The organism is Rhodococcus sp. P4_B6 (genome assembly GCF_056402215.1).
In genome coordinates, this window is record NZ_JBFUHV010000019.1 from 39,941 (window position 1) to 63,770 (window position 23,830).

Consider the following 23,830-nt stretch of genomic DNA (forward strand, 5'->3'; position numbering starts at 1 on the left):
AGTGTACGACGCAACCGAGTACCCACCGTTCGCCGTGACCGTCGATCTCGCGATGTTCACGCTGCGCGGCCCCTCGCTGTCGGTCCTGCTGGTGCGGCGGGGAGAGGAACCGTTCCAGGGGATGCCCGCGCTGCCCGGCGGTTTCGTTCACGCCGACGAATCGGCGGACGTCGCGGCGCGACGCGAACTGGCGGAGGAGACCGGACTCGACAGCTTTCCCGGTCACCTCGAGCAGTTGGCGACGTACAGCGAGCCGGGCCGCGACCCGCGCATGCGCGTCGTGTCGGTGGTGTTCGTGGCGTTCGCGCCGAACCTGCCGGAGCCGTCCGCCGGTTCCGACGCCGCCGACGCCTACTGGATGCCGGTCGAGGACGCGTCCCGCGAGTCGCTGGCGTTCGACCACGCGCAGATCCTCGCCGACGCCCTCGAGCGGGTGCGGTCGAAACTCGAATACACCACTTTGGCAACCCATTTCGTGGAGTCTCCGTTCTCGATCCGGGACCTCCAGACGGTGTACGAGGCCGTGTGGGACGTGACGTGGGACCGCGCGAACTTCCGCCGCAAGGTCCTGGGAACGCGGGGGTTCGTCGAACCCGTCGAGGGCGTCGCCGACGCCGCATCCACGGGCGGCAGGCGCGCCCAGCTGTACCGCCCGGGCGACGCCACCACCCTGCACCCGCCGATCCCCCGCCCGTGAGTACTTGTTAACCGCAGGCGGTTAAGAAGTACTCACGGGTGGCGGAGCCGCAGAACGAGCAGAAACGCGCCACCGGCCGCGTCGATCTGCGTCTCGACGTCCAGTTCCGGTGCGAGACGGGACAACCGGTCGAGCAACCACTCCGACGCGTCCTCCGCATCCGACTTGCCCGGGCACCGCGCCACGGCCACCCGGCCGCCCTTGCGGCCGAGTTGTTCGACGACGCCGATGATCGGGGCGGGGTCGACGACGAACAACCGGTCGGGCCACGGCACCACCGGTTTGACGGCGCCCTTCTTGGTGTTGCACGCGCGGTGAGCGAGGCGTTCGACGCCGCCCTTCGCCTTGGCCTTCTTCGCGGTGACGACACTGTCGATGCTGGGGCCGCGCGGGTCGTTGACCGACATGTCGGGATCCACCGGTTCGTCACACAACCAACAGCGCCACGACTCGCGGTCGCCGACCTCTCGAAGAGTGCTCATGGGCGCCAACGCTACCCGTGGGCCTGGACGGGATCGAAGCCGGAGATCAGCCAGTCGTCGCCGGATTTGGTCAGCTCGACGGAAATGCTCGTCGCCGTCACCGCCGGTTCCGGTTTCCCGGCGCTGGTGGTGCTCTGGTTGACGAACAGCAGCACCGTCGCCGTGTCGGCCGCCACCTCGACCGGACCGGACGCGGCCACCGTCGCCTGCGTGGCGACCCGGCTCTCCTTCGCCGCCGGGACGACGACGTCCGTCGTGAACTGCGTGTAATAGTCGAGGAACTCCCCCGTCAGGCGCTCCTTCGCGGCGCCGACGTCGTTCTCCACCGTGTCCGGACCGTACGACAGCAGAGCGATCGCGCCCTGCGAAGCGGTGTCGGTGACGGCGGCGCGGACGGTGTCGTCGACGCGCTGGCCGGGCCGGTAGAGCGTGAAGTACAGCACCCCGGCCAGCACGGCCGTGACCACGGTGAGCGCACCCAGGATCAGGAGGAGCCTGCGCGACTTCGGCGATGCGTCGGTACTCACTGCACGAACCCCGCCTTCACGATCTTGTACGTGCCGTCCTCGAGTTGCATCGTGACCCGCATTCTCTGACTACGCGGTTCCTCTGCGGCCCCGCCCGCATTCGACACCTTCTGGGCGACCGCGACGAGCACGTCGGCGGAGTCGCCGTCCTGCCTCTCGATCGCGGCCTGGCGCACCTCCCCGACCGATTTGACCTGGGCCTCCTGCATGACGGCGATGAGATCCTTGGACCGGGCCTCGAATTCGTCGCGGAATTCTCCCGCCGAGCCGTCGAGCACCTTCTGCACGTCTTCGTCGGCCCGCTGGAAGTCCATCGTCGTCAGATTCACGACGCCCTGGCTCGCGGCGTCCACGATCTCGGACCGCTGCTGCGCCGCCCGCTCCGCCTGCCGGTGCGTGTAGCCGAAGTAGCCGCTCACCGCGAGGAACGCGAGCGCGAGAACGGACAGAACCGCCACACCTGCGGTGACGGCCGGCGTCCGGGGCCCGGGGGCAGTGCCCTCACCGGAAGCAGCGTCCTCACTGGAAGCGGCCTCCTCACTGGGGGCAGCGTCCTGGTCGGGGGCCACTTCCGCCATGGGATTCCTTCCGTCGTGCCGTACCTCTGTTACCTGGATCACGCCATGGTACCGGGTAGTCATATCAAATATTTTCCGCACCGGTATCCGGACAGATCCGCGGGCGGAAAGGCGCGTGGGAGACCCCGCGTACCGTCGGTGATCATTACTGTTGAGGAGAAGGCAGGCGACTCGAAGGGGATCCACGATGACCAGCGATTCAGGCGCACGCAGCCGCGTGCAGTTCGGTGCCGGGGCGACTCCGGAACTCGTCAGTTCCCAGGGACGGACCATCATCGCGGACGCCGTCGTCGCCAAGATCGCCGGTATCGCCACCCGTGAGATCAACGGCGTCTACGACGTGGGCGGCGGCACCGCACGCGCCGTCGGCGCCCTCCGGGACCGGATCCCCGGCGCCCGCGTCAACCACGCCCAGGGCGTCGCCGTCGAAGTCGGGGAGAAACAGGCCGCCATCGACATCGGCATCGTCGCCGAATACGGTGTTGCACTGCACGAACTCGCGGTCGGCATCCGACGCAACGTCATCGCGGCCGTCGAGCGCATGACCGGACTCGAAGTGACCGAAGTGAACATCACCGTCTTCGACGTCATGCTCTTCGACGAATCCGAGGCCGCGTCCGAACTCGACGGCAAACCGAGGGTGCAGTGACCGGACCGCTCCCACCGGACACTCACGCGGAGGACATCTCCGAACGCATCGTGGCCGCCGTCCTCGCGACCCCCGGAGTGGCAGCGATGCACGGCGGCGCGTTCGGCGAAGTCGCGACGTACCTGCCCGGACGCCGGGTGACCGGGGTGACCGTCGGCCCCACGTCCTGTGCCGTCCATCTCGCGGCGCGCTACCCCGCCAACGTCGTCGACACCGCCGAAAGGGTGCGGGCCGCAGTGGAATCACTGGTGGACGTCCCCGTCGACGTGATCATCGAAGATCTCCTGACAGAGACAGGACACGCTCAATGAACAGCACAATCACAGGCCTGATCGTTGGATTACTCCTCGCCATCGCCGGCATCCTCGGCGGTTTCAGCGGATTCGTCTTCGCCGTCCTGCTCGGCGCACTGGGCATGGCCGTGGGCGCGCACCGCGACGGGCACCTCGATCTCGGCGCCATCCTCCGAAGCCGCGGCCGTGGCTGAACCGTCCACCGCACCCCCCGCCGGACCCCGGGACGACGCTGCGCTCGACGACACCGCCCAGCGCGGCGAATTGGTCATCAAGGAACGCGCCGTCGTGAAGATCGCCGTCGCCGCAGCGCTCCAAGTACCCGGCGTCGTCAAGCAGTCCGGCGGACTGTCCCGGCTGACGGGCAGAGAACTCCCCCGCGCCGACGTCTCGACGGGTGCGGACGCCGTCGCGATCAACCTGTACATCGCGGTGCAGTGGCCGTGCCGGCTCGATCTCCTCAACCGCAGGCTCCGCGCACAGGTGCACCGCCAGGTCGAGCAGATGACCGGCATGCCGGTCATCGAACTCAACATCGTGGTCGTCGGAACGGAATCCGCGGCACCCGAAGACAGCGGCGCCGACAGCCTCTACTCCGAACAGGGCGATCCGGCGGTGCCGCCCCTCCCGGTGGCGCCGATCCGGCCCCGCACGCCGCGCGCGACACCCGCCGCCGTGCCCGCCGCGATCATCGTCGCCGTCGCCGCCCTCGGCCTCGCGGTCGTCGCCGCGCGTGAACTGCTCATCATGCGCGGCACGTTCGCCAACGCGCCCTGGATCCGCAACACCGCGCAATGGCTGGGCAGGCTGCACTGGTCCGATTGGATCGTCCCCGTCGCCGTCGGCGCGATCGTGCTGGGAATCGTGTTCATCGTCGCCGCCCTCAAACCGCGGCCGCGCACCCATCTGCCCCTCGCGGTGGGCGACACCCCGATCGTCTGGCTGCGCCCCACCGACCTCGCCCGCAATTCCAGTAGTCACGCCAACACGGTCCCCGGGGTGCTGTCGGCGCACACGACAGTCGACCGCAAGCACGTCACCGTCCGCGTGGTGCGCACCGAGTCGACACCCGCCGCAGACGTGGCCATCTCCGTCCGCGAGGCCGTCGAACCGACGCTGTCGCTGCTCGGCACGTCCCCCGAACTCCGAGTGCAGGTGAAGCCGTGACGCATCGGACCGCCGCCGTCAACCGGCTGATCGTCCTGCTCGTCGGGCTCGCGCTCCTCGGATTCGGCGCCTACGCCATCGCCTGGGACCTGCAGGTTCCGATCGTCCGGGAATGGGTGTCGCGGTACGACCGCGCACGCGTCACCGCGCTTCCCGACCAGGGCTGGTGGGGCTGGGCCCTCGCCGCGACGGTCGTCGTGGGACTGGTCTTCGGGATCGTGGTCCTCGCGCTGGACCTCACCCGGCGACGCACGTCCGCCGTCGCAGTCCCGGATCGCGAATCGGGCACCTACGTCACCGTCGACCTGGGCTCCCTCGCCAACGGGGTCGCCAGCGAACTCGCCCAGTACCCCGGAGTCCGGCAGACGCGGGCCCGCGCCGTCGTCGAACGCGGACTCCCCACCCTGTCGATCGTCGTGACCGCCGACCCCACCGTCGACATCCACGACTTCACCCGCAAGTCCGAGGACGTCGCATCATGGGTCGCGTCGACACTCGGCGGTGAGCAGGTCGCCACCCAGGTGCTGCTCCACCTCGACCGCGCCGACCACCCGGTACACGTCGAAAACTGACACGGGACGTCCCGGTCTCGGTAGGTTCTCCGCCATGGAGTACGTCGTGTTCTACACAACCGATCCGTCCGCCGCCGCCCGGATCCCGGAAGTCTATCCACGGCACCGTGAGTACCTCGACGCGTTCGCCGCGGAAGGCGGAATCCTCGGAATCGGACCGTTCGACGACCCGGCGAGCAACGGGTCCATGGCGCTGTTCACCAGCCGTGAGCGGGCGGAACAGTTCATCGCACGCGACCCGTTCGTCCTCGAAGGGATCGCCCATCCCAGCGACATCCGGGAATGGGACGCGCTGAACTACCGCTGACGCAGAACCCCGAAAACGCCGATGGCGCCCACCCCGGAGGGTGAGCGCCATCGGCGTTGGTGAAGCTAGATCACTTGTTGATCTTCGTGACCTTGCCGGCGCCGACCGTACGGCCGCCTTCGCGGATCGCGAAGCGCAGGCCCTCGTCCATGGCGACGGGCTGGATCAGCTTGACGGACATCTCGGTGTTGTCACCGGGCATGACCATCTCGGTGCCCTCGGGCAGCGTCACAACGCCCGTCACGTCCGTCGTACGGAAGTAGAACTGCGGACGGTAGTTGTTGAAGAACGGCGTGTGGCGGCCGCCCTCGTCCTTGGACAGGATGTACGCCTGGCCCTCGAACTCGGTGTGCGGGGTGGTGGTGCCGGGCTTGACGACAACCTGTCCACGCTCGACATCTTCGCGCTTGATACCACGAACCAGCAGACCGACGTTGTCACCGGCCTGGCCCGAGTCGAGGAGCTTGCGGAACATCTCGATACCGGTGACCGTGGTCTTGGTGACCGTCTCCTTGATGCCGACGATCTCGACCTCTTCGTTGACGTTGACCTGGCCACGCTCGATACGACCGGTGACGACGGTGCCACGACCGGTGATCGTGAAGACGTCCTCGACGGGCATGAGGAACGGCTTGTCGGTCTCGCGGACCGGGTCCGGGATCGACTCGTCGACCGCAGCCATGAGCTCGAGGATGTTCTTGGTCCACTCCGGGTCGCCCTCGAGCGCCTTCAGTGCGGAGACCTTGACGACGGGAGCTTCCTCGTCGAACTCCTGCGCAGCGAGGAGCTCACGGACCTCCATCTCGACGAGCTCGATGATCTCGTCGTCGTCCACCATGTCGGCCTTGTTCAGGGCGACGAGGATGTACGGCACGCCGACCTGGCGGGCGAGCAGCACGTGCTCACGCGTCTGGGGCATCGGGCCGTCGGTGGCCGCGACCACGAGGATGGCGCCGTCCATCTGCGCCGCACCGGTGATCATGTTCTTGATGTAGTCGGCGTGACCGGGAGCATCGACGTGCGCGTAGTGGCGCTTCTCGGTCTGGTACTCAACATGCGAGATGTTGATCGTGATACCGCGAGCCTTCTCCTCAGGAGCCTTGTCGATCTCGTCGAAGGCCGAGGCCTCGTTGAGATCCGGGTACGCGTCGTGCAGAACCTTGGTGATGGCCGCGGTCAGCGTGGTCTTGCCGTGGTCGACGTGACCGATGGTGCCGATGTTCACGTGCGGCTTCGTCCGCTCGAACTTCGCCTTCGCCACTGTGTGTCCTCCTGGACTGATTGATGCTTGCGGTATGCAGCAGTGCGGTTGTTATTACTGGGTCGTGCTTCGGCCGGCTGGAACCGAGGTTACTCGCCGGTCGCCTTGGCGATGATTTCCTTCGAGACGTTCGCGGGAACCTCTGCGTAGGAATCGAACACCATGGAGAAGTTCGCCCGGCCCTGGGTCTTCGACCGCAGATCACCGATGTAACCAAACATCTCCGAGAGCGGAACCAGCGCCTTCACGACACGGGCACCACTGCGTTCCTCCATGGCCTGGATCTGGCCACGGCGGGAGTTCAGGTCGCCGATCACGTCACCCATGTACTCCTCGGGTGTGGTGACCTCGACAGCCATGAGCGGCTCGAGAATGACCGGGCCGGCCTTGCGGGCGGCTTCCTTCAGCGCCTGCGAACCGGCGACCTTGAAGGCCATTTCCGACGAGTCGACGTCGTGGTACGCACCGTCGAGCAGCGACAGCTTCAGGTTCACCAGCGGGTAGCCGGCGAGAACGCCGTACTGCATCGCGTCCTGAGCGCCTGCATCCACGGAGGGGATGTACTCGCGAGGGATGCGGCCACCGGAGACCTTGTTCTCGAACTCGTAGGAGGCACCGTCTTCGCCGACGAACGGCTCCAGCGCGATGATCACCTTGGCGAACTGGCCCGATCCACCCGTCTGCTTCTTGTGGGTGTAGTCGTGCTTCTCGACCTTCTTGGTGATGGTCTCGCGGTAGGCGACCTGCGGCTTGCCGACGTTGGCCTCGACCTTGAACTCGCGACGCATACGGTCGACGAGGATGTCGAGGTGGAGCTCGCCCATGCCGCCGATGACGGTCTGGCCGGTCTCCTCGTCGAGTTCGACGGAGAACGTCGGGTCCTCTTCGGCGAGCTTCTGGATCGCGGTGCCCAGCTTCTCCTGGTCGGACTTCGTCTTGGGCTCGATCGAGACCTGGATGACCGGGTCCGGGAAGCTCATCGACTCGAGCACGATCGGGGCGTCCTGTGCACACAGGGTGTCACCGGTCGTGGTGTCCTTCAGGCCGATCATCGCGTAGATGTGGCCGGCCACGGCCTCGTCGACCGGGTTCTCCTTGTTGGCGTGCATCTGGAAGAGCTTTCCGATGCGCTCCTTCTTACCCTTGGTCGCGTTCATGACCTGGGCGCCCGGATCGATCCGGCCGGAGTACACGCGGACGAACGTCAGCTTTCCGAAGAACGGGTGCGAAGCGATCTTGAAGGCCAGAGCCGAGAACGGCTCTTCCTTGCTCGGCTTACGCGTGAGGATCTCTTCCTCGTTGCCGAGGGCGTGACCCTGGACCTCGCCGATGTCCAGCGGGTTCGGCAGGTAGTCGATGACCGCGTCGAGCATGGGCTGAACACCCTTGTTCTTGAACGCGGAACCACACAGCACCGGGTACAGCTCGGAGGCGACCGTCATCTTGCGGATGGCGCCCTTGATCTCCTCGATGGAGAGTTCCTCACCGGCGAAGTACTTCTCCATGAGAGATTCGTCGGACTCGGCAACGGTCTCGAGCAGCTTCTCGCGGTACTCGGCAGCCTTGTCGGCCAGATCGGCCGGGATCTCCTCGATGGTGGGCTCGGCACCCGTCGGCACGACGCCACGCCAGGTGATGGCCTTCATCTCGACCAGGTCGACGACACCGTCGAAGTCGTCCTCCGCGCCGATCGGCAGCTGCAGGACGAGCGGCTTCGCGCCGAGGCGGTCGATGATGGTCTGGACCGTGAAGTAGAAGTCCGCGCCCATCTTGTCCATCTTGTTGACGAAACAGATGCGCGGAACGTCGTACTTGGCGGCCTGACGCCACACCTGCTCCGACTGGGGCTCGACGCCCTCTTTGCCGTCGAACACTGCGACGGCGCCGTCGAGCACGCGGAGCGAACGCTCCACCTCGACGGTGAAGTCGACGTGGCCCGGCGTGTCGATGATGTTGATCTGGTTGTTGTTCCAGAAGCAGGTCACCGCGGCAGAGGTGATCGTGATGCCGCGTTCCTTCTCCTGTTCCATCCAGTCCGTGGTCGAGGCACCGTCGTGCGTCTCACCGATCTTGTAGTTGACACCGGTGTAGAACAGGATGCGCTCGGTGGTCGTGGTCTTGCCGGCATCGATGTGCGCCATGATGCCGATGTTGCGGACCTTGTTCAGGTCGGTCAGCACTTCCTGTGCCACAGGATTCTTCCCCGCTCGTAGCTCGTGTATCGGGTGTCGGCCTCCCCGGTGTTCCACCAGCGGGGCCATTGTCTCGAGTTGTAGATCAGCCGGTCCCCGGTAGGGGCCCGACGTGCGACGACGCCGGAGCAGTCACGGTTGGTGACTGCTCCGACGTGACGTCACCAGCGGTAGTGGGCGAATGCCTTGTTGGCTTCGGCCATCTTGTGAGTGTCCTCACGGCGCTTCACAGCGGCACCCAGGCCGTTGCTGGCATCGAGGAGCTCGTTGGCGAGACGCTCGACCATCGTCTTCTCACGACGCTGCCGGGAGAAGGTCACGAGCCAGCGGAGCGCGAGGGTGGTGGAGCGGCCCGGACGGACCTCGACCGGCACCTGGTAGGTGGCGCCACCGACACGGCGGCTGCGAACCTCGAGGGCAGGCTTGACGTTGTCCAGTGCGCGCTTGAGGGTGACGACCGGATCGGTGCCGGTCTTCTCGCGCGCCTGCTCGAGTGCTTCGTACACGATGCGCTCGGCGGTGGACTTCTTGCCGTCCAGGAGAATCTTGTTGACGAGCTGCGTCACCAGGGGCGAACCGTAGACCGGGTCGTTGATGAGCGGACGCTTCGGAGCGGGGCCCTTACGTGGCATTAGCTCTTCTCCTTCTTGGCGCCGTAGCGGCTGCGGGCCTGCTTGCGGCCCTTGACACCCTGGGTGTCGAGGGAGCCGCGGATGATCTTGTAGCGCACACCGGGGAGGTCCTTCACACGACCACCGCGGACGAGCACCATCGAGTGCTCCTGCAGGTTGTGGCCCTCGCCCGGGATGTAAGCGGTGACCTCGACGGAGCTGGTCAAGCGCACACGCGCGACCTTACGGAGCGCCGAGTTCGGCTTCTTCGGGGTGGTGGTGTACACGCGGGTGCACACGCCACGACGCTGCGGGCTGCCCTTGAGGGCTGCCGTCTTGACCTTCGCGGTCTTGTCGCGGCGGCCCTTGCGGACCAGCTGGTTGATGGTTGGCATTTACCGGCTTTCTTCGTGTTGAACAGACTGCTCTGGACAAGCAACCTTGGCTGTTCTGAAATTAGGGATCTAGCAGTTGGGGCAAGAGAGCTGCTGCCCCTCACCCGCACCTCGAGCTGCACCCGAGGTCGGGTGTGTCGCATACCCCCACACAGGCAGCCGGATGCTCGTTCCATGCAGAAATCTGCACGAACGCGCGCACGGCAATACCTCGCTAGGCACACAGATCGGCCCGGGCATGCCGGACACGACCCACAACGATACCCGGCGGCGCGCCGGAAGGTCAAAGTGGGCGGGCAATGGTAAGGGCTGACCTGCGATGTGGGGTACTGCTTGGAGCTGTCGGTACGGACACGGGCACATCAACTACTCAGATTGAGCGTCAGATCCGCAAGCGTCGATGCCGCCTGGCACGGGTCTGCCGCCCCCGCCTGGAACTGTACCCACCAGCCGACGACCCCCGATGAGGGCGACCCGACCGTCACTCCGCACGCCCCCGGATCGCCGGGCGGACGCATCACGACGGCCCTGCGCCCCTGGATGGTGGACGCCTCCACCGTGTAGCCGAGCTTCTCCGCGGTCGACTTCTCAGTGTCGAGGGAACCCGTCTCGAACCAGTTGAACGTCACCTTCACGGGACCGTTGGCGCCGACCGCGTCCCAGCGGCAGATCGCGCCGAAGAAGCCTCGTTGGATGGCGTCGGCGCCGACGGTCTGCGCGATCTGTTCGTCGGCGACCGCGTTGCACTCCTCGAGCAGGGCCGTGAACTGTTCGGTGTCCCCCGAGGAGGAACTGCCCTCCACCCTCGGTGAGCCCTCGATCGTCGACCCGCACCCCGCGATCAGCCCGATCGCGGTGGCCGCGGTCAGCACCCGCACGGCGCGCCACGTCCGCCCGCCCATCACTCCCCCGCTCACTTCGCCCTCGACACGCTGAGTTCGGCGAGGTCGCGCGCCACCGTGCACGGATCGGCCGCGGGTTGCGCGTCCGCATACATCACCGACCAGTGCACGAAGTCACCGCCGAACTCCACACCGAGTTCACACAGAATTCCTTCGGACGACGCGATGAATCCGGGATGTCCCTGGACGTCGATGTCGGTGGCCGGCCTGCCGATCAGCTCCGAACCCGCCCGCTCGCGGCCGATCGGACTGCCGCGGTACCAGGAGAACGTGACGCTGGGACCGCCTATTCCCGCGGTTTCCCACTCGCAGCCGACGGAATTGCGCGTCACCCCGGTGAAGGGAGGCATGCCGAACGCCTTCGCCACCTCGTCGTCGGTGACCGAACCGCACTGGCCGAAGAACGGGCCCGGATCGGTCACCTGCGGAAGACTCTGTGCGGCGGGTGCGGTACCGGAATCGTCTCCGTCTCCCCCACAGCCGGCCAGACCGGCCGCGACGGTGATCAGGACGAGCGCTCCCCATTTCCGGCCCATGGTCGGTGACTCTACCGATCGCCGCGATCTTTGCCCGGTCAGTCGAGAACGGCCACGTCGAGGCGCCTGGGCTCTACAGATCTGCCGCCCCGCGGTAGTGCCGCGTCCAACTGCGCAGCCCACTGCCGCACGATCTCCGCGCGCCTCTTGGAGTCGTCCGTGAGCACGTCGGCCAGGCCGAGTCCGCGGGCGAGATCGAGGGTGGCCTGGACGAGCCGGTGCGCCACCGGATCGGCGTCGTCGAACCCGAAGTGTTCGACGGCGGTGCGGTGCGCGACCCGCCCGAACCGTTCCTCGAGCGGCACGATCCGGGCCCGCAGTTCCGGGTCGGCGGCGGCCGCCGTCCACACCTGCAGCGCCGCCTTGAACAGGGTGCCGGTGTAGTAGTCGACGAGCCGCGACACCACCGCCTCGGTGCGCCCCTCCCCGGTCGGCAGGTCGGTGGCCTCGCGCCGGGCCTGCTCCATCCGGGCGTCGAACATGACCTCGAGCGCCGCGGTGATGAGGTCTTCGCGGGTGGGGAAATGGTGCTGGGTCGCGCCGCGGGACACGCCGGCGCGCTGGGCGACGAGGCTCACCGTCGTCGCGCCCCAGCCCAGTTCCGCGAGGCAGTCGATGGTGACCTCGAGGAGATGTCCGCGCGTGACCCGGCTACGGTCCTGCTTCGGTTCGCGGGTCATGTGTCACTTCCTCTCGTCGCGCTGCGCGCCCGTGAGTGGTTGACGAGTCCAGAGACTCGTCAACCACGCACAGGGCCGGAGGCCCATCTCGGCGGCCGCTTCTGCAGAAACGCCATCATGCCTTCCCGCGCCTCCTCGGATTCGAACAGCCTCGCCGACTGGGCGGTCAGCTCGTCGGTGTAGCGGTCGAAGTCGGCGAGCACACCGCGGGTGGTCAACGTCTTCGATTCGGCCAGACCCTGCGGCGACGCCTGCCGTAACTGGTCCAGCAATTCCTCGACGGTGTCCTCCGGGTCCTCGGCGGACTCGCTGATCAGCCCGATCGCCTCCGCCTCGTGGGCGCCGAACTTCTCGCCCGTGAGCAGGTAGCGGCTCGCGGCGCGCGAATCGATGCGGGGCAGCACGGTCAGCGAGATGATCGACGCGGCGAGCCCGAGCCGGACCTCGGTGAGCGCGAACGTGCTGCGCGGGCCGGCGACGGCGAGGTCGCACGCCCCGACCAGCCCCATGCCCCCGGCCCGGACGTGACCGTCGATCCGGGCGATCACCGGTTTCGGCAGCTCCACGATGGCGCGCAGCAGTTCGGCCATCTGCCGGGTGCGCGAGCCGACGTCGCCGGACGTCTCGCTCAGATCCGCCCCGGCGCAGAACGTGCCACCGGTGTGGGTGAGGACGACGCCGCGGACGTCGATGTCCGCGGCGGCGTCCCGCAATCCCTGCAGCAGCTCGTCCACGAGCCTGCCGGAGATCGCGTTCCTGTTGTGGGGCGAGTCGAGGGTGAGGGTGGCGAACCCTCGATTCACCTCGTACCGGACGTACCGGTCGGCTTCCACGTCGGTCATGTGCTGTCCGTTCGACATCAGTACGACTTCGGCAGCCCGAGCGAGTGCTGGGCGACGAAGTTGAGGACCATTTCCCTGCTCACCGGCGCGACGCGGCCGATGCGGGCCGCGCCGAGCATCGCCGCGAGACCGTATTCCTTGGTCAGGCCCGCGCCGCCGTGAGTCTGGACGGCCTGGTCGAGCGCCTTGATGCTGGCCTCGGCGGCGGCGTACTTGGCCATGTTGGCGGCCTCGGCGGCGCCGAAGTCGTCGCCGCTGTCGTAGAGGACGGCGGCCTTCTGCATCATCAGCTTGGCGAGTTCGAGTTCGATCTTGATCTGCGCCAGCGGATGCGAGATGCCCTGGTGTGTGCCGATCGGCTCCTTCCACACCGTGCGTTCCTTCGCGAACCGGACCGCGGCGTCCAGCGCGTAGCGGCCCATGCCGATCGCCATCGACGCGCCGAGGATGCGTTCGGGGTTGAGTCCCGCGAACAGCTGCATCAGGGCCGCGTCGGCCTCGCCGACGAGCGCGTCGGCGGGCAACCGGACGTCGTCGAGGAACAGCATGAACTGGTGGTCGGGCTCGACGATGTCCATCTCCATCGGCGTCTTCACGAAGTTCTCGGCGTCGGTGGGGACGATGAACAGCGCAGGCTTCAGCTTGCCGGTCTTCGAGTCCTCGGTCCGCGCGACGATCAGGACGGCGTCCGCCTGGTCGACCCCGGAGATATAGATCTTGTTCCCCGACAGCAGCCAATCCTCGCCGTCACCATCACCCCTCGCTCCGCTCGACCGGTCCCGCCGCGCAGTGGTCGTGATCTGATGCGAGTTCGACCCCGCGTCGGCCTCGGTGATGCCGAACGCCATGATCTTCGAGCCGTCGGCGAGTCCGGGGAGCCACTTCTGCTTCTGGTCCGCCGTGCCGTACTTGCCGATGATCGTGCCGCAGATGGCGGGCGAGACGACCACCAGCAGGAGTCCGGCGCCGTGGGCGGCGAGTTCTTCCTGGACGAGCGCCAATTCGTAGATACCCGCGCCGCCGCCTCCGTACTCCTCGGGGAGGTTGACGCCGAGGAAGCCGAGTTTGCCCGCCTCGTTCCATAATTCGGTGAGCGGTTCGCCGCGCCGCGCCCGCGGAAGCACGTAGTCGACGTAGTTGAAGCGCTCCCCGAGCCTCGACACGGACGCGCGGAGTTCCTTCTGTTCTTCTGTCTCGATGAAGCTCATGATTCTCCTTCAGCGTGCGCTGCTTCGACTACTGCCAGGACTGTTCCCACGTCGACCTGCGTGCCGACGGTCACGGAAAGTTCGGTGAGGACACCGGACGCCGGCGCCTTGATCGTGTGTTCCATCTTCATCGCCTCGAGCCACACGATCGGCTGACCGGCGGTCACCGCATCACCGACCGCCGCGCCGACGCGGATCACGGAACCCGGCATCGGCGCGAGCAGCGACCCCTCGGCGACGACGGCACTCGGATCGGTGAATCGCGGTGCGGCGTGCAGGCTCACCGGGCCCAGCGCGGAATCGACGAAGACGTCGTCCCCGTACCGGGACACCTCGAACGAGCGGCGCAGCCCCGCCGCGTCGAGTGCGACGTGCCGTGCCGTCGCGGACACGAGTGAGACGTCGTCGAAACCCTCCGCCTTCAGCCCGTACCGGGTGAGCAGGTACCGGATCTCGACGTCGCCGCCGGTACCGGTGAACGTCTTTGACTGCGGCGCGGACGCCAGGTTCCGCCACCCACTGGGGAGCGTCGAGTCGACCGTCGCGACGTCACGGTTGTGCGCGGCGTCGGCGAGGGCGGCGGCCAGCGCCGACAGTCGCTCGGTCTCCACCGACGCCAGTGGCTGCGCCAGCACGTCCAGTCCGTGGGTGTCGAAGAAGGCGGTGTCCGTGTCGCCCGCGAGGAACGCCGGGTGGCGGAGCACGTTGACCAGGAGGTCGCGGTTGGTGCGCAGACCGTGGATCTGCGTGCGGCCCAGTGCCGTCGCCAGCCGGGTCGCTGCCTGCGTCCGGGTGGGCGCGAACGAGATGACCTTCGCGAGCATCGGGTCGTAGTGCACGCCGACGGTGGACCCGTCGACCACCCCGGAGTCGAGGCGGATGCCCGGCGTGCGGAGAACGTCGAATTCGACCGCGGTGCCGGGTAGCGCCAGGCGGTGGACCGGCCCGCTCTGCGGCTGCCAGTTCTGCGCGGGGTCCTCGGCGTACAGCCGGACCTCGATGGAATGGCCGGACACGGCGGGCGAATCCGCGTCGAGTGCCAGACCCGACGCCACCTCCAGTTGCAGGTCCACCAGGTCGAGACCGGTGGTGCATTCGGTGACCGGGTGCTCCACCTGCAGGCGGGTGTTCATCTCCAGAAAGAAGAAGTCCCCACCGTCGGTGTCCGCTCGTCCGGTCGCCAGGAACTCGACCGTCCCCGCCCCCTCGTAGTCGATGGCCTTCGCCGCGAGCCGGGCGGCCTCGAACAGCCGCTCACGCATTCCGGGGACGGCCTCGACCAGCGGCGACGGCGCCTCCTCCACCACCTTCTGGTGCCGGCGCTGGATGGAGCACTCACGCTCCCCCACCGCCCACACGGTTCCGTGCCGGTCGGCCATCACCTGGACCTCGATGTGCCTGCCCGTCTCGAGGTAGCGCTCGCAGAACACGGTCGGGTCGCCGAACGCCGATTGCGCTTCGCGCCGCGCGCCTTCCAGCTGTTCCGGAAGGTCCGCGAGTTCACGCACCACGCGCATGCCACGTCCGCCGCCGCCGGCGGACGCCTTGACGAGCACCGGCAGATCGGCTTCGGTGACGGCGTCCGGATCGAGTTCGGCCAGCACCGGGACCCCCGCGGCGGCCATCAACTTCTTGGACTCGACCTTGGAACCCATCATCTCGATGGCGGGCGCGGGCGGTCCGATCCACGTCAGCCCCGCATCGTGGACGGCGCGCGCGAATTCCGCGTTCTCGGACAGGAACCCGTAGCCGGGGTGGATGGCGTCGGCACCGGCGAGGAGCGCTGCCTCGATGACGAGGTCACCGCGCAGGTAGGTGTCGGCTGGACTGTTGCCCGGCAAACGGACCGCGGCGTCGGCCTCGGTGACGTGCGGGCTGAGTGCGTCGGCGTCCGAGAACACGGCGACGGTCCCGATGCCTGAGCGGCGGCAGGTGGCGAAGATGCGGCGGGCGATCTCGCCGCGGTTGGCAACCAGTACGGACTGGATCATGTCGTGCCTCACATCCGGAAGACGCCGAAGTTCTCGGCGCCTTCGATCGGGGCGTTGGCAATGGCCGACAGGCACATTCCCACCACGGTGCGGGTGTCGCGCGGGTCGATGACGCCGTCGTCGTAGAGGCGACCGGACAGGAACATCGGCACGGACTCGGCCTCGATCTGGTTCTCGATCATGGCGCGCATCCCGGCGTCGGCTTCTTCGTCGAACGCCTGCCCCCGCGCCTCGGCGGAGGCCCGGCTGACGATGGAGATGACGCCGGCCAGCTGCGCGCCGCCCATGACGGCGGATTTGGAACTCGGCCAGGCGAACAGGAATCGGGGGTCGAATGCGCGTCCGCACATGCCGTAGTGGCCGGCGCCGTAGGACGCGCCGAGCAGGATCGAGATGTGCGGGACGGTGGAGTTGGAGACGGCGTTGATCATCATCGACCCGTGCTTGATCATCCCGCCTTCCTCGTACTCCTTGCCGACCATGTAGCCGGTCGTGTTGTGCAGGAACAACAGTGGGGTGTTCGAGCGGTTGGCGAGCTGGATGAACTGGGTGGCCTTCTGCGATTCCTCGCTGAACAGCACGCCGCGCGCGTTGGCGAGGATGCCCACCGGATATCCGTGCAGTTCGGCCCAGCCGGTGACGAGGGACGATCCGTACATCGGCTTGAACTCGTCGAAGTCGGAGCCGTCGACGATGCGGGCGATGACCTCGCGGGGGTCGAACGGGATCTTGAGGTCGGCGGGGACGATGCCGAGCAGTTCCTCGGGATCCTCGAGCGGCTCGATCACCTCCGCGCGCGGCGCCGGGCCCTGCTTCTTCCAGTTCAGGCGTTTGACGATGCTGCGGCCGATCCGGATGGCGTCCTGCTCGTCGACGGCGAAGTAGTCGGCGAGACCGGACTTGCGGGCGTGCATCTCGGCGCCGCCGAGGGTTTCGTCGTCGGATTCCTCACCGGTGGCCATCTTGACCAGCGGCGGCCCGGCGAGGAACACCTTGGACCGTTCCTTGATCATGACGACGTGATCAGACATGCCGGGGATGTACGCGCCGCCGGCGGTCGAGTTGCCGAAGACGAGGGCGATGGTCGGGATACCCGCCGCGGACAGCTGGGTGAGGTCGCGGAACATGCGCCCACCGGGTATGAACACTTCCTTCTGCGTGGGAAGGTCGGCGCCGCCGGATTCCACGAGGGAGATGACGGGGAGCCGGTTCTGCCGGGCGATGTCGTTGGCGCGGAATCCCTTCCGCAGCGTCCACGGGTTGCTGGTTCCGCCGCGGACCGTCGGGTCGTTGGCGACGATCAGGCATTCGACGCCTTCCACGACGCCGATGCCCACCACGGTGCTGGCGCCGACCGGGAAGTCGCTGCCCCACGCCGCGAGCGGGCACAGTTCGAGGAACGGCGAGTCCGGGTCGAGGAGCAGTTCGATGCGCTCTCGGGCGAGGAGTTTGCCGCGCTTCTTGTGCCGCTCGGTGTATTTCTCGCCGCCGCCCGCGAGCGCCTTGGCGTGCTCGGTCTCGATCTCGGCGAGTTTTTCCGTCATCGCGTTCGCGGCGGCGGCGTACTCCTCGGAACCGGTGTCCAGGGCGGATTTCAACGTGGTCATGACTGATACCCCAATCGCTTGGCCGCGAGCCCCGTCAGGATCTCGGTGGTGCCGCCACCGATTCCGAGGATGCGCATGTCGCGGTACTGTCGTTCCACTTCGCTCTCCCGCATGTAGCCGAGGCCGCCGAACAGCTGAACGGCCTGGTTGGCCACCCACTCGCCCGCCTCGACGGCGGTGTTCTTCGCGAAGCAGACCTCGGCGATGAAGTCCTCGTTCGACACGAGCGAGCGCTCCACCAGCGCCCGGGTGTAGACGCGGGCGACGTCGGTCCGGCGGGCTATCTCGGTGACTGTGTTCTGCACCGACTGCCTGCTGATCAGGGGACGGCCGAACGTCTCCCGGTCGCGTACCCACGCCAGCGTGAGGTCGAGGCACCGCTGCGCGCTCGCATAGGCCTGCGCGGCGAGGGCGATGCGCTCGGTGAGGAAGGCCTGGGCGATCTGCGCGAACCCGCTGTTCTCCTCGCCGACCAGGTTGGCGGCGGGTACCCGTGCGTCGACGAACGACAATTCGGCCGTGTCCGACGCGCGCCAGCCCATCTTGTCGAGTTTGCGCGCCACCTCGAATCCGGGTGTGCCCTTCTCGATCACGAGAAGGGAGACCCCGGACGCGCCAGGGCCGCCGGTGCGGACGGCGGTGACCACGAAGTCGGCGCGGACGGCGGACGTGATGAACGTCTTGGACCCGTTGACGACGAAGTGGTCGCCGTCGCGGACCGCGGTGGTCCGCAGATGCCCGACGTCGGAACCGCCACCGGGTTCGGTGATGGCGAGCGAGCCGATGAGTTCGCCGCGCAGGGTGGGGCGGACCCACTTCTCGATCTGCTCCGGATCGCCCGCGGTGGCGAGGTGCGGCAGCGCGATTCCCGAGGTGAACAGGGAAGCGAACACACCGCCCGACGCACCCGCCTGGTGGAATTCCTCGCAGATCAGCACCGCGTCGACGAGGTCGCCGCCCTCGCCGCCGACGGATTCGGGGAAGCCGGCGCCGAGCAGTCCCAGTTCGGCGGCCTCCCGGTGGAGGGTACGGGGCAGTTCACCGTCGCGCTCCCACTCGTCCAGGTGCGGCAGTATCTGTCGTTCGACGAAGCTGCGCACCGTCTTGCGCAGTTCCTGCCGCTCGGGTGTGTCCCACACGCTCACAACGGTGTCCCTTCGGGGAGGAGTGCTTTGGGTATGTCGAGGTGCCGGGATCTCAGCCATTCGCCGAGGCCCTTGGCCTGCGGGTCGAACCGGGCCTGGGACGCGACGCCCTGCCCGAGGATTCCCTCGATCACGAAGTTGACGGCGCGCAGTTTCGGCAGCACGTACCTCGTGACGGTGAGATCGGCGGCCTCCGGGAGCAGGCGCTTCACCTCGTCGACGGTCAATGCGTGGACCAGCCACCGCCACTGCTCGTCGGTGCGCACCCACACACCGACGTTCGCGTTGCCGCCCTTGTCGCCGCTACGTGCCCCGGCGATGGTGCCGAGCGCGACCCGGACCGTGGGTTCCGCCGCCCGCGGCTCCGGGAGCGCGGGCTCGTCGACATCCGCGAGTTCCCGGACGTCGGTGGCGGGTTCGATGTCGACGCGGGTGCCGTCCGGCAGCACCGCGACGTGCGGCACCTCCTTGGCGTACACGTAGCCGGGGGTGAACACCCCGTAGGGCTGCCCCTGCCCGGGCGGCGCCGTCAGCGTGAATCCGGGGTAGCTCGCGAGGGCCATTTCGACTGCGACGGAAGAGAATCCGCGACCGACAGCGTTGGCGTCGGGGTCCCGGACCACGCAGCGCAGCAGCGCGCTCGCCGCTTCCTCGGTGTCGGCGTCCGGGTGGTCGGTGCGGGCGAGCGACCAGTCGAGTTCGGCAGGCCGGGTGGGCAGCCACCCTTCGAGTTGCCGCTTCACGAGCGCCGCCTTGGCCTCGATGTCGAGGCCGGTGAGCACGAACACGGCCTCGTTGCGGAAGCCGGCGAGCGTGTTCAGCGACACCTTGAGCTGCGGCGGCGGCGCCTCCCCGCTGACGCCGCTGATCCGGACCCGGTCGGGGCCGTCCTGCGACAGTGCGGCGGTGTCGATCCGCGCGGTCACGTCGGGTCCGGCGTACCGGCCGCCGGTGATCTCGTACAGCAACTGCGCGGTGACGGTGCCGACGGTGACGGCGCCGCCCGTGCCGGGATGCTTGGTGATGACGGACGATCCGTCCGAGTCGATCTCGGCGATCGGGAACCCGGGGCGGTCGAGGTCGTCGATCTCGGTGAAGAACGCGTAGTTGCCGCCCGTCGCCTGAGTGCCGCACTCGATGACGTGTCCCGCGACCACGGCGCCGGCGAGCTGATCGACATCGTCTCGCTGCCAGCCGAAGTGCGCGGCGGCCGGGCCCACGATCACGGACGCGTCGGTGACCCGTCCGGTGACGACCACGTCGGCGCCGGCGTTCAGACATTCGACGATGCCCCACGCCCCGAGGTAGGCGTTGGCGGTCAGCGGGCTACCCAGCCCCAGTTCGGCGGCCCGGCCGATCAGGTCGTCGCCTTCGACGTGGGCGATCTTCGCCTGCAACCCCAGCCTGTCGTTCACCTCCCGCAATGCGTCCGCGAGGCCGGCAGGGTTGAGCCCGCCGGCGTTCGCGACGATGCGAACCCCGCGGTCGAGGGCGAGCCCGAGGCAGTCCTCCGCCTGACGGAGGAACGTCTTGGCGTAGCCACGGTTCGGGTCCTTCATGCGGTCGCGGCCGAGGATCAGCATGGTGAGTTCGGCGAGGTAGTCGCCGGTCAGGTAGTCGAGTTCGCCGCCCTCGAGCATCTCGCGCATCGCCGACAGGCGGTCGCCGTAGAAGCCGGAGCAGTTGCCGATCCGCACGGTCATCGGGTTCCCGCCTGACGGCCGCCGCCCGCCGGGCCCGCGAAGGCCTGAGCGATGTTCAGCCACGCGTCGGCGTCCGCGCCGGTGGCCGCGAGGGCGAGGTCGGCACGGTTCGCGCGCTGGGTGACGAGGAGGCAGAAGTCCTCGGCGGGTCCGGTGACCTTCTGCGCGGCGCCCTCGGGACCCCACGTCCAGACGGACACTCCGTCGGGGGCGGTGAGTTCCACGCGGAACTCCTCCGCGGGCGGGGCGAGTTCGTTGACGGCGTAGGCGAAGTCGCGGGTGCGGACGCCGAGGTGGGCGATGCTCTTCAACCGCTCGGTGGGTTTGCGCGGCACTCTGAGCGCGTCGGCGACGTCCTGGCCGTGCGCCCAGGTTTCCATCAACCGGGCGGTAGCCATCGACGCCGCCTTCATCGGCGGGCCGTACCAGAGGATCTTCTGTCCCGGCGGCACGGCCAGGAGGGCCTCCGCGAGCCGTGTTCGGGCCGAACGCCACGCCGCCAGGAGTTCCGCGGGTGCGCGCCGGGCGTGTTCGGCGGCGCCGGCGTCGACGAATCCACCGGGGTTCGCGGCGGCCACCGTCAGCTGCTCGGTGAAGCCGTCGGGGTCGGTGATCGCCAGCAGCGCGGCCTCGTCGGTCCACAGCAGATGCCCGATCTGGTGGGCGATGGTCCAGCCCTCGGCCGGTGTCGGATCGGCCCAGCGGGTGTCGGGGAGGTCGGCGACGAGCGCGTCCAGCGAGTCGCTCTCGGCGCACAGATCATCGATGAACCTCTGCAGTTCAGCCATGCGACCAGCATCACACCGACCCGATAAAAAAGCAAGCACGATTGATTGTTATTTGGCTGCGCATCGCTCGGCGAGCTGACATCCTGGTCACGTGATCCGACAGATGCTCACCCAGGCCGCGCTCAACCCACTCCCCACCCCGCGCACCCTGGCAGCCCGACTGGTCCCGGGAACCGGCCACACCATCGCCGGGAAGCGGATCCTCGTCACCGGCGGTTCCTCGGGCGTCGGCGAAGCGGCGGCACGCCGGCTCGCGACCCTCGGCGCGGAGGTCGTCCTCGTCGCCCGCGGCTCCGACGCCCTCGAGTCGGTGCGCGACGACATCCTGCGATCGGGTTGCGACGCCCACGCCGTCCCGTGCGACCTCACGGACCCGGAGTCCGTCGACGCCCTCGTCGCGCGGGTGCTCGGGGAGATCGGACCCGTCGACGTTCTCGTCAACAACGCCGGACGGTCGATCCGGCGGACCGTGGAGGACTCGCTGGACCGCTTCCACGACTTCGAACGCACCATGGCCGTCAACTACTTCGGCTCGACGCGGCTGACCCTGAAGTTGCTCCCGTCGATGCTCGAGCGCGGCGAGGGGCACGTCATCAACGTCGCGACGTGGGGTGTGCCGGCCGGGGTCATGCCCAAGTTCTCCGCCTACCACGCGTCCAAGGCGGCCGTCGGCGCGTTCGGCCGCAGCCTCGGCGCCGAACTGCGCGACCGCGGGATCTCGGTGACCACCCTCGACTTCCCCTTGGTCCGCACTCCGATGATCGCGCCCACCGCGGACTACGACGCGATGGCGGCACTGACTCCCGAGCAGGCGGCGGAATGGTTCGTCACGGCGGTGCGCACCCGCCCGATCGAACTGCTCCCCAGTTACGCCGAATTGTTCCGGCTACTCGGCACGTTCGCGCCGTCCGCCACCGACGCACTGGTACGGCGCACCGGCATCTGAGCGCAATGACAGACTGGGACGGTCTCGAATCCGCGCTCACACCCGAGGGAGTCGTCCATGACCGACGCCGTGCTCACCACCCGCGAAGGCGACATCGTCACCTGGACGCTCAACCGCCCGGAGGCCCGCAATCCCATCTCCGAGCCGGACGTGATCGAGGCGCTGGAGAATGCGGTGGCCGACGTCAACGGTGATCCCAGTGTGCGCGCCGCGATCGTCACCGGTGCCGGTTCGGCGTTCTCCTCCGGCGGCAACGTCAAGCACATGCGCGACCGCGCGGGAATGTTCGGCGGCTCCCCCGCCGACCTGCGTCAGGGCTACCGGCACGGCATCCAGCGCATCCCGCTCGCGCTCTACCACTGCGAGGTGCCGACCATCGCCGCCGTCAACGGACCCGCGATCGGCGCCGGCTGCGACCTGTCGCTGATGTGCGACATGCGGATCGCCTCCACGGCCGCCGTGTTCGCCGAGAGCTTCGTCAAGGTCGGACTCGTTCCCGGCGACGGCGGCGCCTGGTTCCTTCCGCAGGCGGTCGGGATGGCGCGGGCCAGCGAGATGGCGTTCACCGGCGACGCGATCGACGCCGCGAAGGCGCTCGAATGGGGACTCGTCTCGCAGGTCGTCGAACCCGGGGAACTCCTCGACGCGGCACGGGCACTCGCCGACCGGGTGGCGGTCAACCCGCCGCAGGTGCTGCGGATGACCAAGAAACTGCTGCGCGAGGGCCGTCACCAGAGCCTCGAGAGCCTCCTCGAACTGTCTGCGGCCATGCAGTCGCTCGCCCACCACACCGCGGACCATCACGAGGCCGTCGGCGCGATGCTCGACCGCCGCACTCCGAACTTCACCGGCCGGTGACCCCGGGCAGCGCACACCCGTGACAGCCGAACCGCGCAGTCAACTTCTCCCCGTCGTCTCGGTCCTCGGATCGGTGCTGTCCGTCCAGTTCGGTGCCGCGTTCGCGAGCACCCTGTTCGATGCGGTCGGCGCAGGCGGCGCCGTGTCGCTGCGCCTGACGATCGCGGCGATCATCCTCGGGGTGATCGTGCGGCCGCGGTGGCGACGGTGGACACGCACGCAGCGGCAGGGTGTTCTCGCACTCGGAGTGGCGCTCGCCGTGATGAACTCGGCGTTCTACGAGGCCCTCGCGCGGCTCCCGCTCGGCACCGCGGTCACCATCGAATTCCTGGGTCCGCTCACCCTCGCCGCCGTGCTGTCGCGGAGACTGCAGGACGGCGTGTGGGTGCTCGCGGCGCTGACCGGCGTGGTCCTGCTCGGTCTGCGCGAGAACTCGGGCGCCGAGCCCCTCGACCTCGTGGGGGTGGGGTTCGCGCTCGTCGCCGGCACGGCCTGGGCCGGCTACATCGTCGCCGGCTCACACCTCGCCGCGAGGGTACCCAGCGCGGACGGCCTGGCCGGGGCGAGCATCGTCGCAGCGGTGCTGACGATTCCGCTCGGCGCTGTTTCGGGCGGCACCGCGCTGTTCGACCCCCGGATCCTGGCCGTCGGCGCGGTGGTGGCCTTGCTGTCCTCGGTAATTCCGTACTCGCTCGAACTGCGGGCGCTGCAGGTGATGAGCAAGAAGGTGTTCGCCGTACTCATCGCGCTGGAACCGGCGGCCGCGACCCTCGCCGGGGTGATCGTGCTCGGGCAGGTCCTCGGACTGCAGTCGCTCGCCGCGATCGCGCTCGTCGTCGCGGCGGGCGTCGGATCCGTGCTGGGCAACCGGTAGCGGCACGGACGACGGGCCC

General features: G+C 68.2%; 27 protein-coding genes. 10 read left to right on the forward strand and 17 right to left on the reverse strand.

Features of this window, described 5'->3' with window-relative positions:
* The first annotated feature begins 1 nt into the window (after nt 1).
* Nucleotides 2–697 carry an NUDIX hydrolase gene (locus AC1DWT_RS12045; RefSeq protein WP_174705474.1) on the forward strand — a complete coding sequence of 232 codons (696 nt, stop codon included), beginning with the start codon at nt 2–4 and terminating at the stop codon, nt 695–697.
* Nucleotides 698–729: 32 nt separating this feature from the next.
* On the opposite strand, the gene AC1DWT_RS12050 is transcribed toward AC1DWT_RS12045, so the two are convergent.
* Genes AC1DWT_RS12050 through AC1DWT_RS12060 form a run of 3 tightly spaced genes read right to left on the reverse strand, consistent with a single transcriptional unit; the run spans nt 730 to nt 2,326 of the window.
* The gene (locus AC1DWT_RS12050) at nt 730–1,179 is read right to left on the reverse strand and encodes a hypothetical protein (RefSeq protein WP_072940167.1); all 450 of its coding nucleotides are present in this window, start codon (nt 1,177–1,179) and stop codon (nt 730–732) included.
* 11 nt (nt 1,180–1,190) lie between these two features.
* Entirely contained in the window at nt 1,191–1,706 is a 516-nt protein-coding gene (locus tag AC1DWT_RS12055) for a twin-arginine translocation pathway signal (protein WP_072940164.1), read from the reverse strand.
* Nucleotides 1,703–2,326: a hypothetical protein gene (locus AC1DWT_RS12060; RefSeq protein ID WP_306454247.1), complete on the reverse strand. Its 624-nt coding sequence runs from the start codon at nt 2,324–2,326 to the stop codon at nt 1,703–1,705. Before AC1DWT_RS12060 ends, AC1DWT_RS12055 begins: the two co-directional genes overlap by 4 nt.
* Nucleotides 2,327–2,471: 145 nt before the next feature.
* On the opposite strand from AC1DWT_RS12060, the gene AC1DWT_RS12065 reads away from it, so the two are divergent.
* From AC1DWT_RS12065 to AC1DWT_RS12090, 6 genes are read left to right on the forward strand one after another with little or no spacing between them, the layout of a single operon-like run.
* On the forward strand, nt 2,472–2,933 hold the full coding sequence (locus AC1DWT_RS12065) for an Asp23/Gls24 family envelope stress response protein (protein ID WP_072940161.1): 462 nt from the start codon (nt 2,472–2,474) through the stop codon (nt 2,931–2,933).
* Nucleotides 2,930–3,244 (forward strand): Asp23/Gls24 family envelope stress response protein, encoded by a 315-nt coding sequence (locus AC1DWT_RS12070; RefSeq protein ID WP_072940158.1) that lies wholly within the window; start codon nt 2,930–2,932, stop codon nt 3,242–3,244. Before AC1DWT_RS12065 ends, AC1DWT_RS12070 begins: the two co-directional genes overlap by 4 nt.
* Nucleotides 3,241–3,420, forward strand: a complete 180-nt coding sequence (locus AC1DWT_RS12075) for a hypothetical protein (RefSeq protein ID WP_005252219.1) — start codon at nt 3,241–3,243, stop codon at nt 3,418–3,420. The genes AC1DWT_RS12070 and AC1DWT_RS12075 overlap by 4 nt, the downstream gene beginning before the upstream one ends.
* Nucleotides 3,413–4,393 (forward strand): DUF6286 domain-containing Asp23/Gls24 family envelope stress response protein, encoded by a 981-nt coding sequence (locus AC1DWT_RS12080; RefSeq protein WP_072940155.1) that lies wholly within the window; start codon nt 3,413–3,415, stop codon nt 4,391–4,393. The genes AC1DWT_RS12075 and AC1DWT_RS12080 overlap by 8 nt, the downstream gene beginning before the upstream one ends.
* Nucleotides 4,390–4,965 (forward strand): hypothetical protein, encoded by a 576-nt coding sequence (locus tag AC1DWT_RS12085; protein ID WP_072940153.1) that lies wholly within the window; start codon nt 4,390–4,392, stop codon nt 4,963–4,965. The genes AC1DWT_RS12080 and AC1DWT_RS12085 overlap by 4 nt, the downstream gene beginning before the upstream one ends.
* A gap of 46 nt (nt 4,966–5,011) precedes the next feature.
* On the forward strand, nt 5,012–5,272 hold the full coding sequence (locus AC1DWT_RS12090) for a YciI family protein (RefSeq protein ID WP_241031307.1): 261 nt from the start codon (nt 5,012–5,014) through the stop codon (nt 5,270–5,272).
* Between the two features lie 70 nt (nt 5,273–5,342).
* Here AC1DWT_RS12090 and tuf read toward each other — a convergent pair whose 3' ends face one another.
* The 14 genes from tuf to AC1DWT_RS12160 all read right to left on the reverse strand — a co-directional run bounded on the left by tuf (nt 5,343) and on the right by AC1DWT_RS12160 (nt 21,133).
* A complete protein-coding gene (gene tuf / locus AC1DWT_RS12095) occupies nt 5,343–6,533 on the reverse strand; it encodes an elongation factor Tu (RefSeq protein ID WP_072940147.1) in 1,191 nt (396 codons plus the stop codon).
* 89 nt (nt 6,534–6,622) lie between these two features.
* Nucleotides 6,623–8,725: an elongation factor G gene (gene fusA, locus AC1DWT_RS12100; protein WP_072940144.1), complete on the reverse strand. Its 2,103-nt coding sequence runs from the start codon at nt 8,723–8,725 to the stop codon at nt 6,623–6,625.
* Nucleotides 8,726–8,886: 161 nt separating this feature from the next.
* Entirely contained in the window at nt 8,887–9,357 is a 471-nt protein-coding gene (gene rpsG / locus AC1DWT_RS12105) for a 30S ribosomal protein S7 (protein ID WP_005252199.1), read from the reverse strand.
* On the reverse strand, nt 9,357–9,731 hold the full coding sequence (rpsL, locus tag AC1DWT_RS12110; protein WP_005252198.1) for a 30S ribosomal protein S12: 375 nt from the start codon (nt 9,729–9,731) through the stop codon (nt 9,357–9,359). Before rpsL ends, rpsG begins: the two co-directional genes overlap by 1 nt.
* A gap of 362 nt (nt 9,732–10,093) precedes the next feature.
* A complete protein-coding gene (locus AC1DWT_RS12115; protein WP_072940141.1) occupies nt 10,094–10,633 on the reverse strand; it encodes a DUF3558 domain-containing protein in 540 nt (179 codons plus the stop codon).
* A gap of 11 nt (nt 10,634–10,644) precedes the next feature.
* Nucleotides 10,645–11,169, reverse strand: a complete 525-nt coding sequence (locus tag AC1DWT_RS12120) for a DUF3558 domain-containing protein (protein ID WP_072940138.1) — start codon at nt 11,167–11,169, stop codon at nt 10,645–10,647.
* 38 nt (nt 11,170–11,207) lie between these two features.
* Nucleotides 11,208–11,849, reverse strand: coding sequence for a TetR/AcrR family transcriptional regulator (locus tag AC1DWT_RS12125; RefSeq protein WP_072940135.1), 642 nt, complete (start codon nt 11,847–11,849; stop codon nt 11,208–11,210).
* Nucleotides 11,850–11,908: 59 nt separating this feature from the next.
* The gene (locus AC1DWT_RS12130) at nt 11,909–12,709 is read right to left on the reverse strand and encodes an enoyl-CoA hydratase family protein (RefSeq protein ID WP_083395796.1); all 801 of its coding nucleotides are present in this window, start codon (nt 12,707–12,709) and stop codon (nt 11,909–11,911) included.
* Complete coding sequence (locus AC1DWT_RS12135; protein ID WP_072940133.1) at nt 12,709–13,899, reverse strand: acyl-CoA dehydrogenase family protein; 1,191 nt, start codon at nt 13,897–13,899, stop codon at nt 12,709–12,711. The genes AC1DWT_RS12130 and AC1DWT_RS12135 overlap by 1 nt, the downstream gene beginning before the upstream one ends.
* Nucleotides 13,896–15,890, reverse strand: a complete 1,995-nt coding sequence (locus AC1DWT_RS12140) for an acetyl/propionyl/methylcrotonyl-CoA carboxylase subunit alpha (protein ID WP_072940437.1) — start codon at nt 15,888–15,890, stop codon at nt 13,896–13,898. Before AC1DWT_RS12140 ends, AC1DWT_RS12135 begins: the two co-directional genes overlap by 4 nt.
* Before the next feature lie 8 nt (nt 15,891–15,898).
* Nucleotides 15,899–17,497, reverse strand: a complete 1,599-nt coding sequence (locus tag AC1DWT_RS12145) for an acyl-CoA carboxylase subunit beta (protein ID WP_072940130.1) — start codon at nt 17,495–17,497, stop codon at nt 15,899–15,901.
* Nucleotides 17,494–18,642: an acyl-CoA dehydrogenase family protein gene (locus AC1DWT_RS12150; RefSeq protein WP_477920698.1), complete on the reverse strand. Its 1,149-nt coding sequence runs from the start codon at nt 18,640–18,642 to the stop codon at nt 17,494–17,496. Before AC1DWT_RS12150 ends, AC1DWT_RS12145 begins: the two co-directional genes overlap by 4 nt.
* Nucleotides 18,639–20,345 (reverse strand): acyclic terpene utilization AtuA family protein, encoded by a 1,707-nt coding sequence (locus AC1DWT_RS12155; protein ID WP_072940125.1) that lies wholly within the window; start codon nt 20,343–20,345, stop codon nt 18,639–18,641. The genes AC1DWT_RS12150 and AC1DWT_RS12155 overlap by 4 nt, the downstream gene beginning before the upstream one ends.
* The gene (locus tag AC1DWT_RS12160; protein WP_095862586.1) at nt 20,342–21,133 is read right to left on the reverse strand and encodes a TIGR03084 family metal-binding protein; all 792 of its coding nucleotides are present in this window, start codon (nt 21,131–21,133) and stop codon (nt 20,342–20,344) included. The genes AC1DWT_RS12155 and AC1DWT_RS12160 overlap by 4 nt, the downstream gene beginning before the upstream one ends.
* Before the next feature lie 91 nt (nt 21,134–21,224).
* On the opposite strand from AC1DWT_RS12160, the gene AC1DWT_RS12165 reads away from it, so the two are divergent.
* The 3 genes from AC1DWT_RS12165 to AC1DWT_RS12175 are packed head-to-tail and all read left to right on the forward strand — an operon-like array spanning nt 21,225 to nt 23,811.
* A complete protein-coding gene (locus tag AC1DWT_RS12165; RefSeq protein WP_255314964.1) occupies nt 21,225–22,079 on the forward strand; it encodes an SDR family oxidoreductase in 855 nt (284 codons plus the stop codon).
* A gap of 57 nt (nt 22,080–22,136) precedes the next feature.
* The gene (locus AC1DWT_RS12170) at nt 22,137–22,937 is read left to right on the forward strand and encodes a crotonase/enoyl-CoA hydratase family protein (protein WP_072940117.1); all 801 of its coding nucleotides are present in this window, start codon (nt 22,137–22,139) and stop codon (nt 22,935–22,937) included.
* A 19-nt stretch (nt 22,938–22,956) separates the two neighbouring features.
* The gene (locus AC1DWT_RS12175) at nt 22,957–23,811 is read left to right on the forward strand and encodes an EamA family transporter (RefSeq protein ID WP_072940114.1); all 855 of its coding nucleotides are present in this window, start codon (nt 22,957–22,959) and stop codon (nt 23,809–23,811) included.
* The last annotated feature ends 19 nt before the right edge of the window (nt 23,812–23,830 follow it).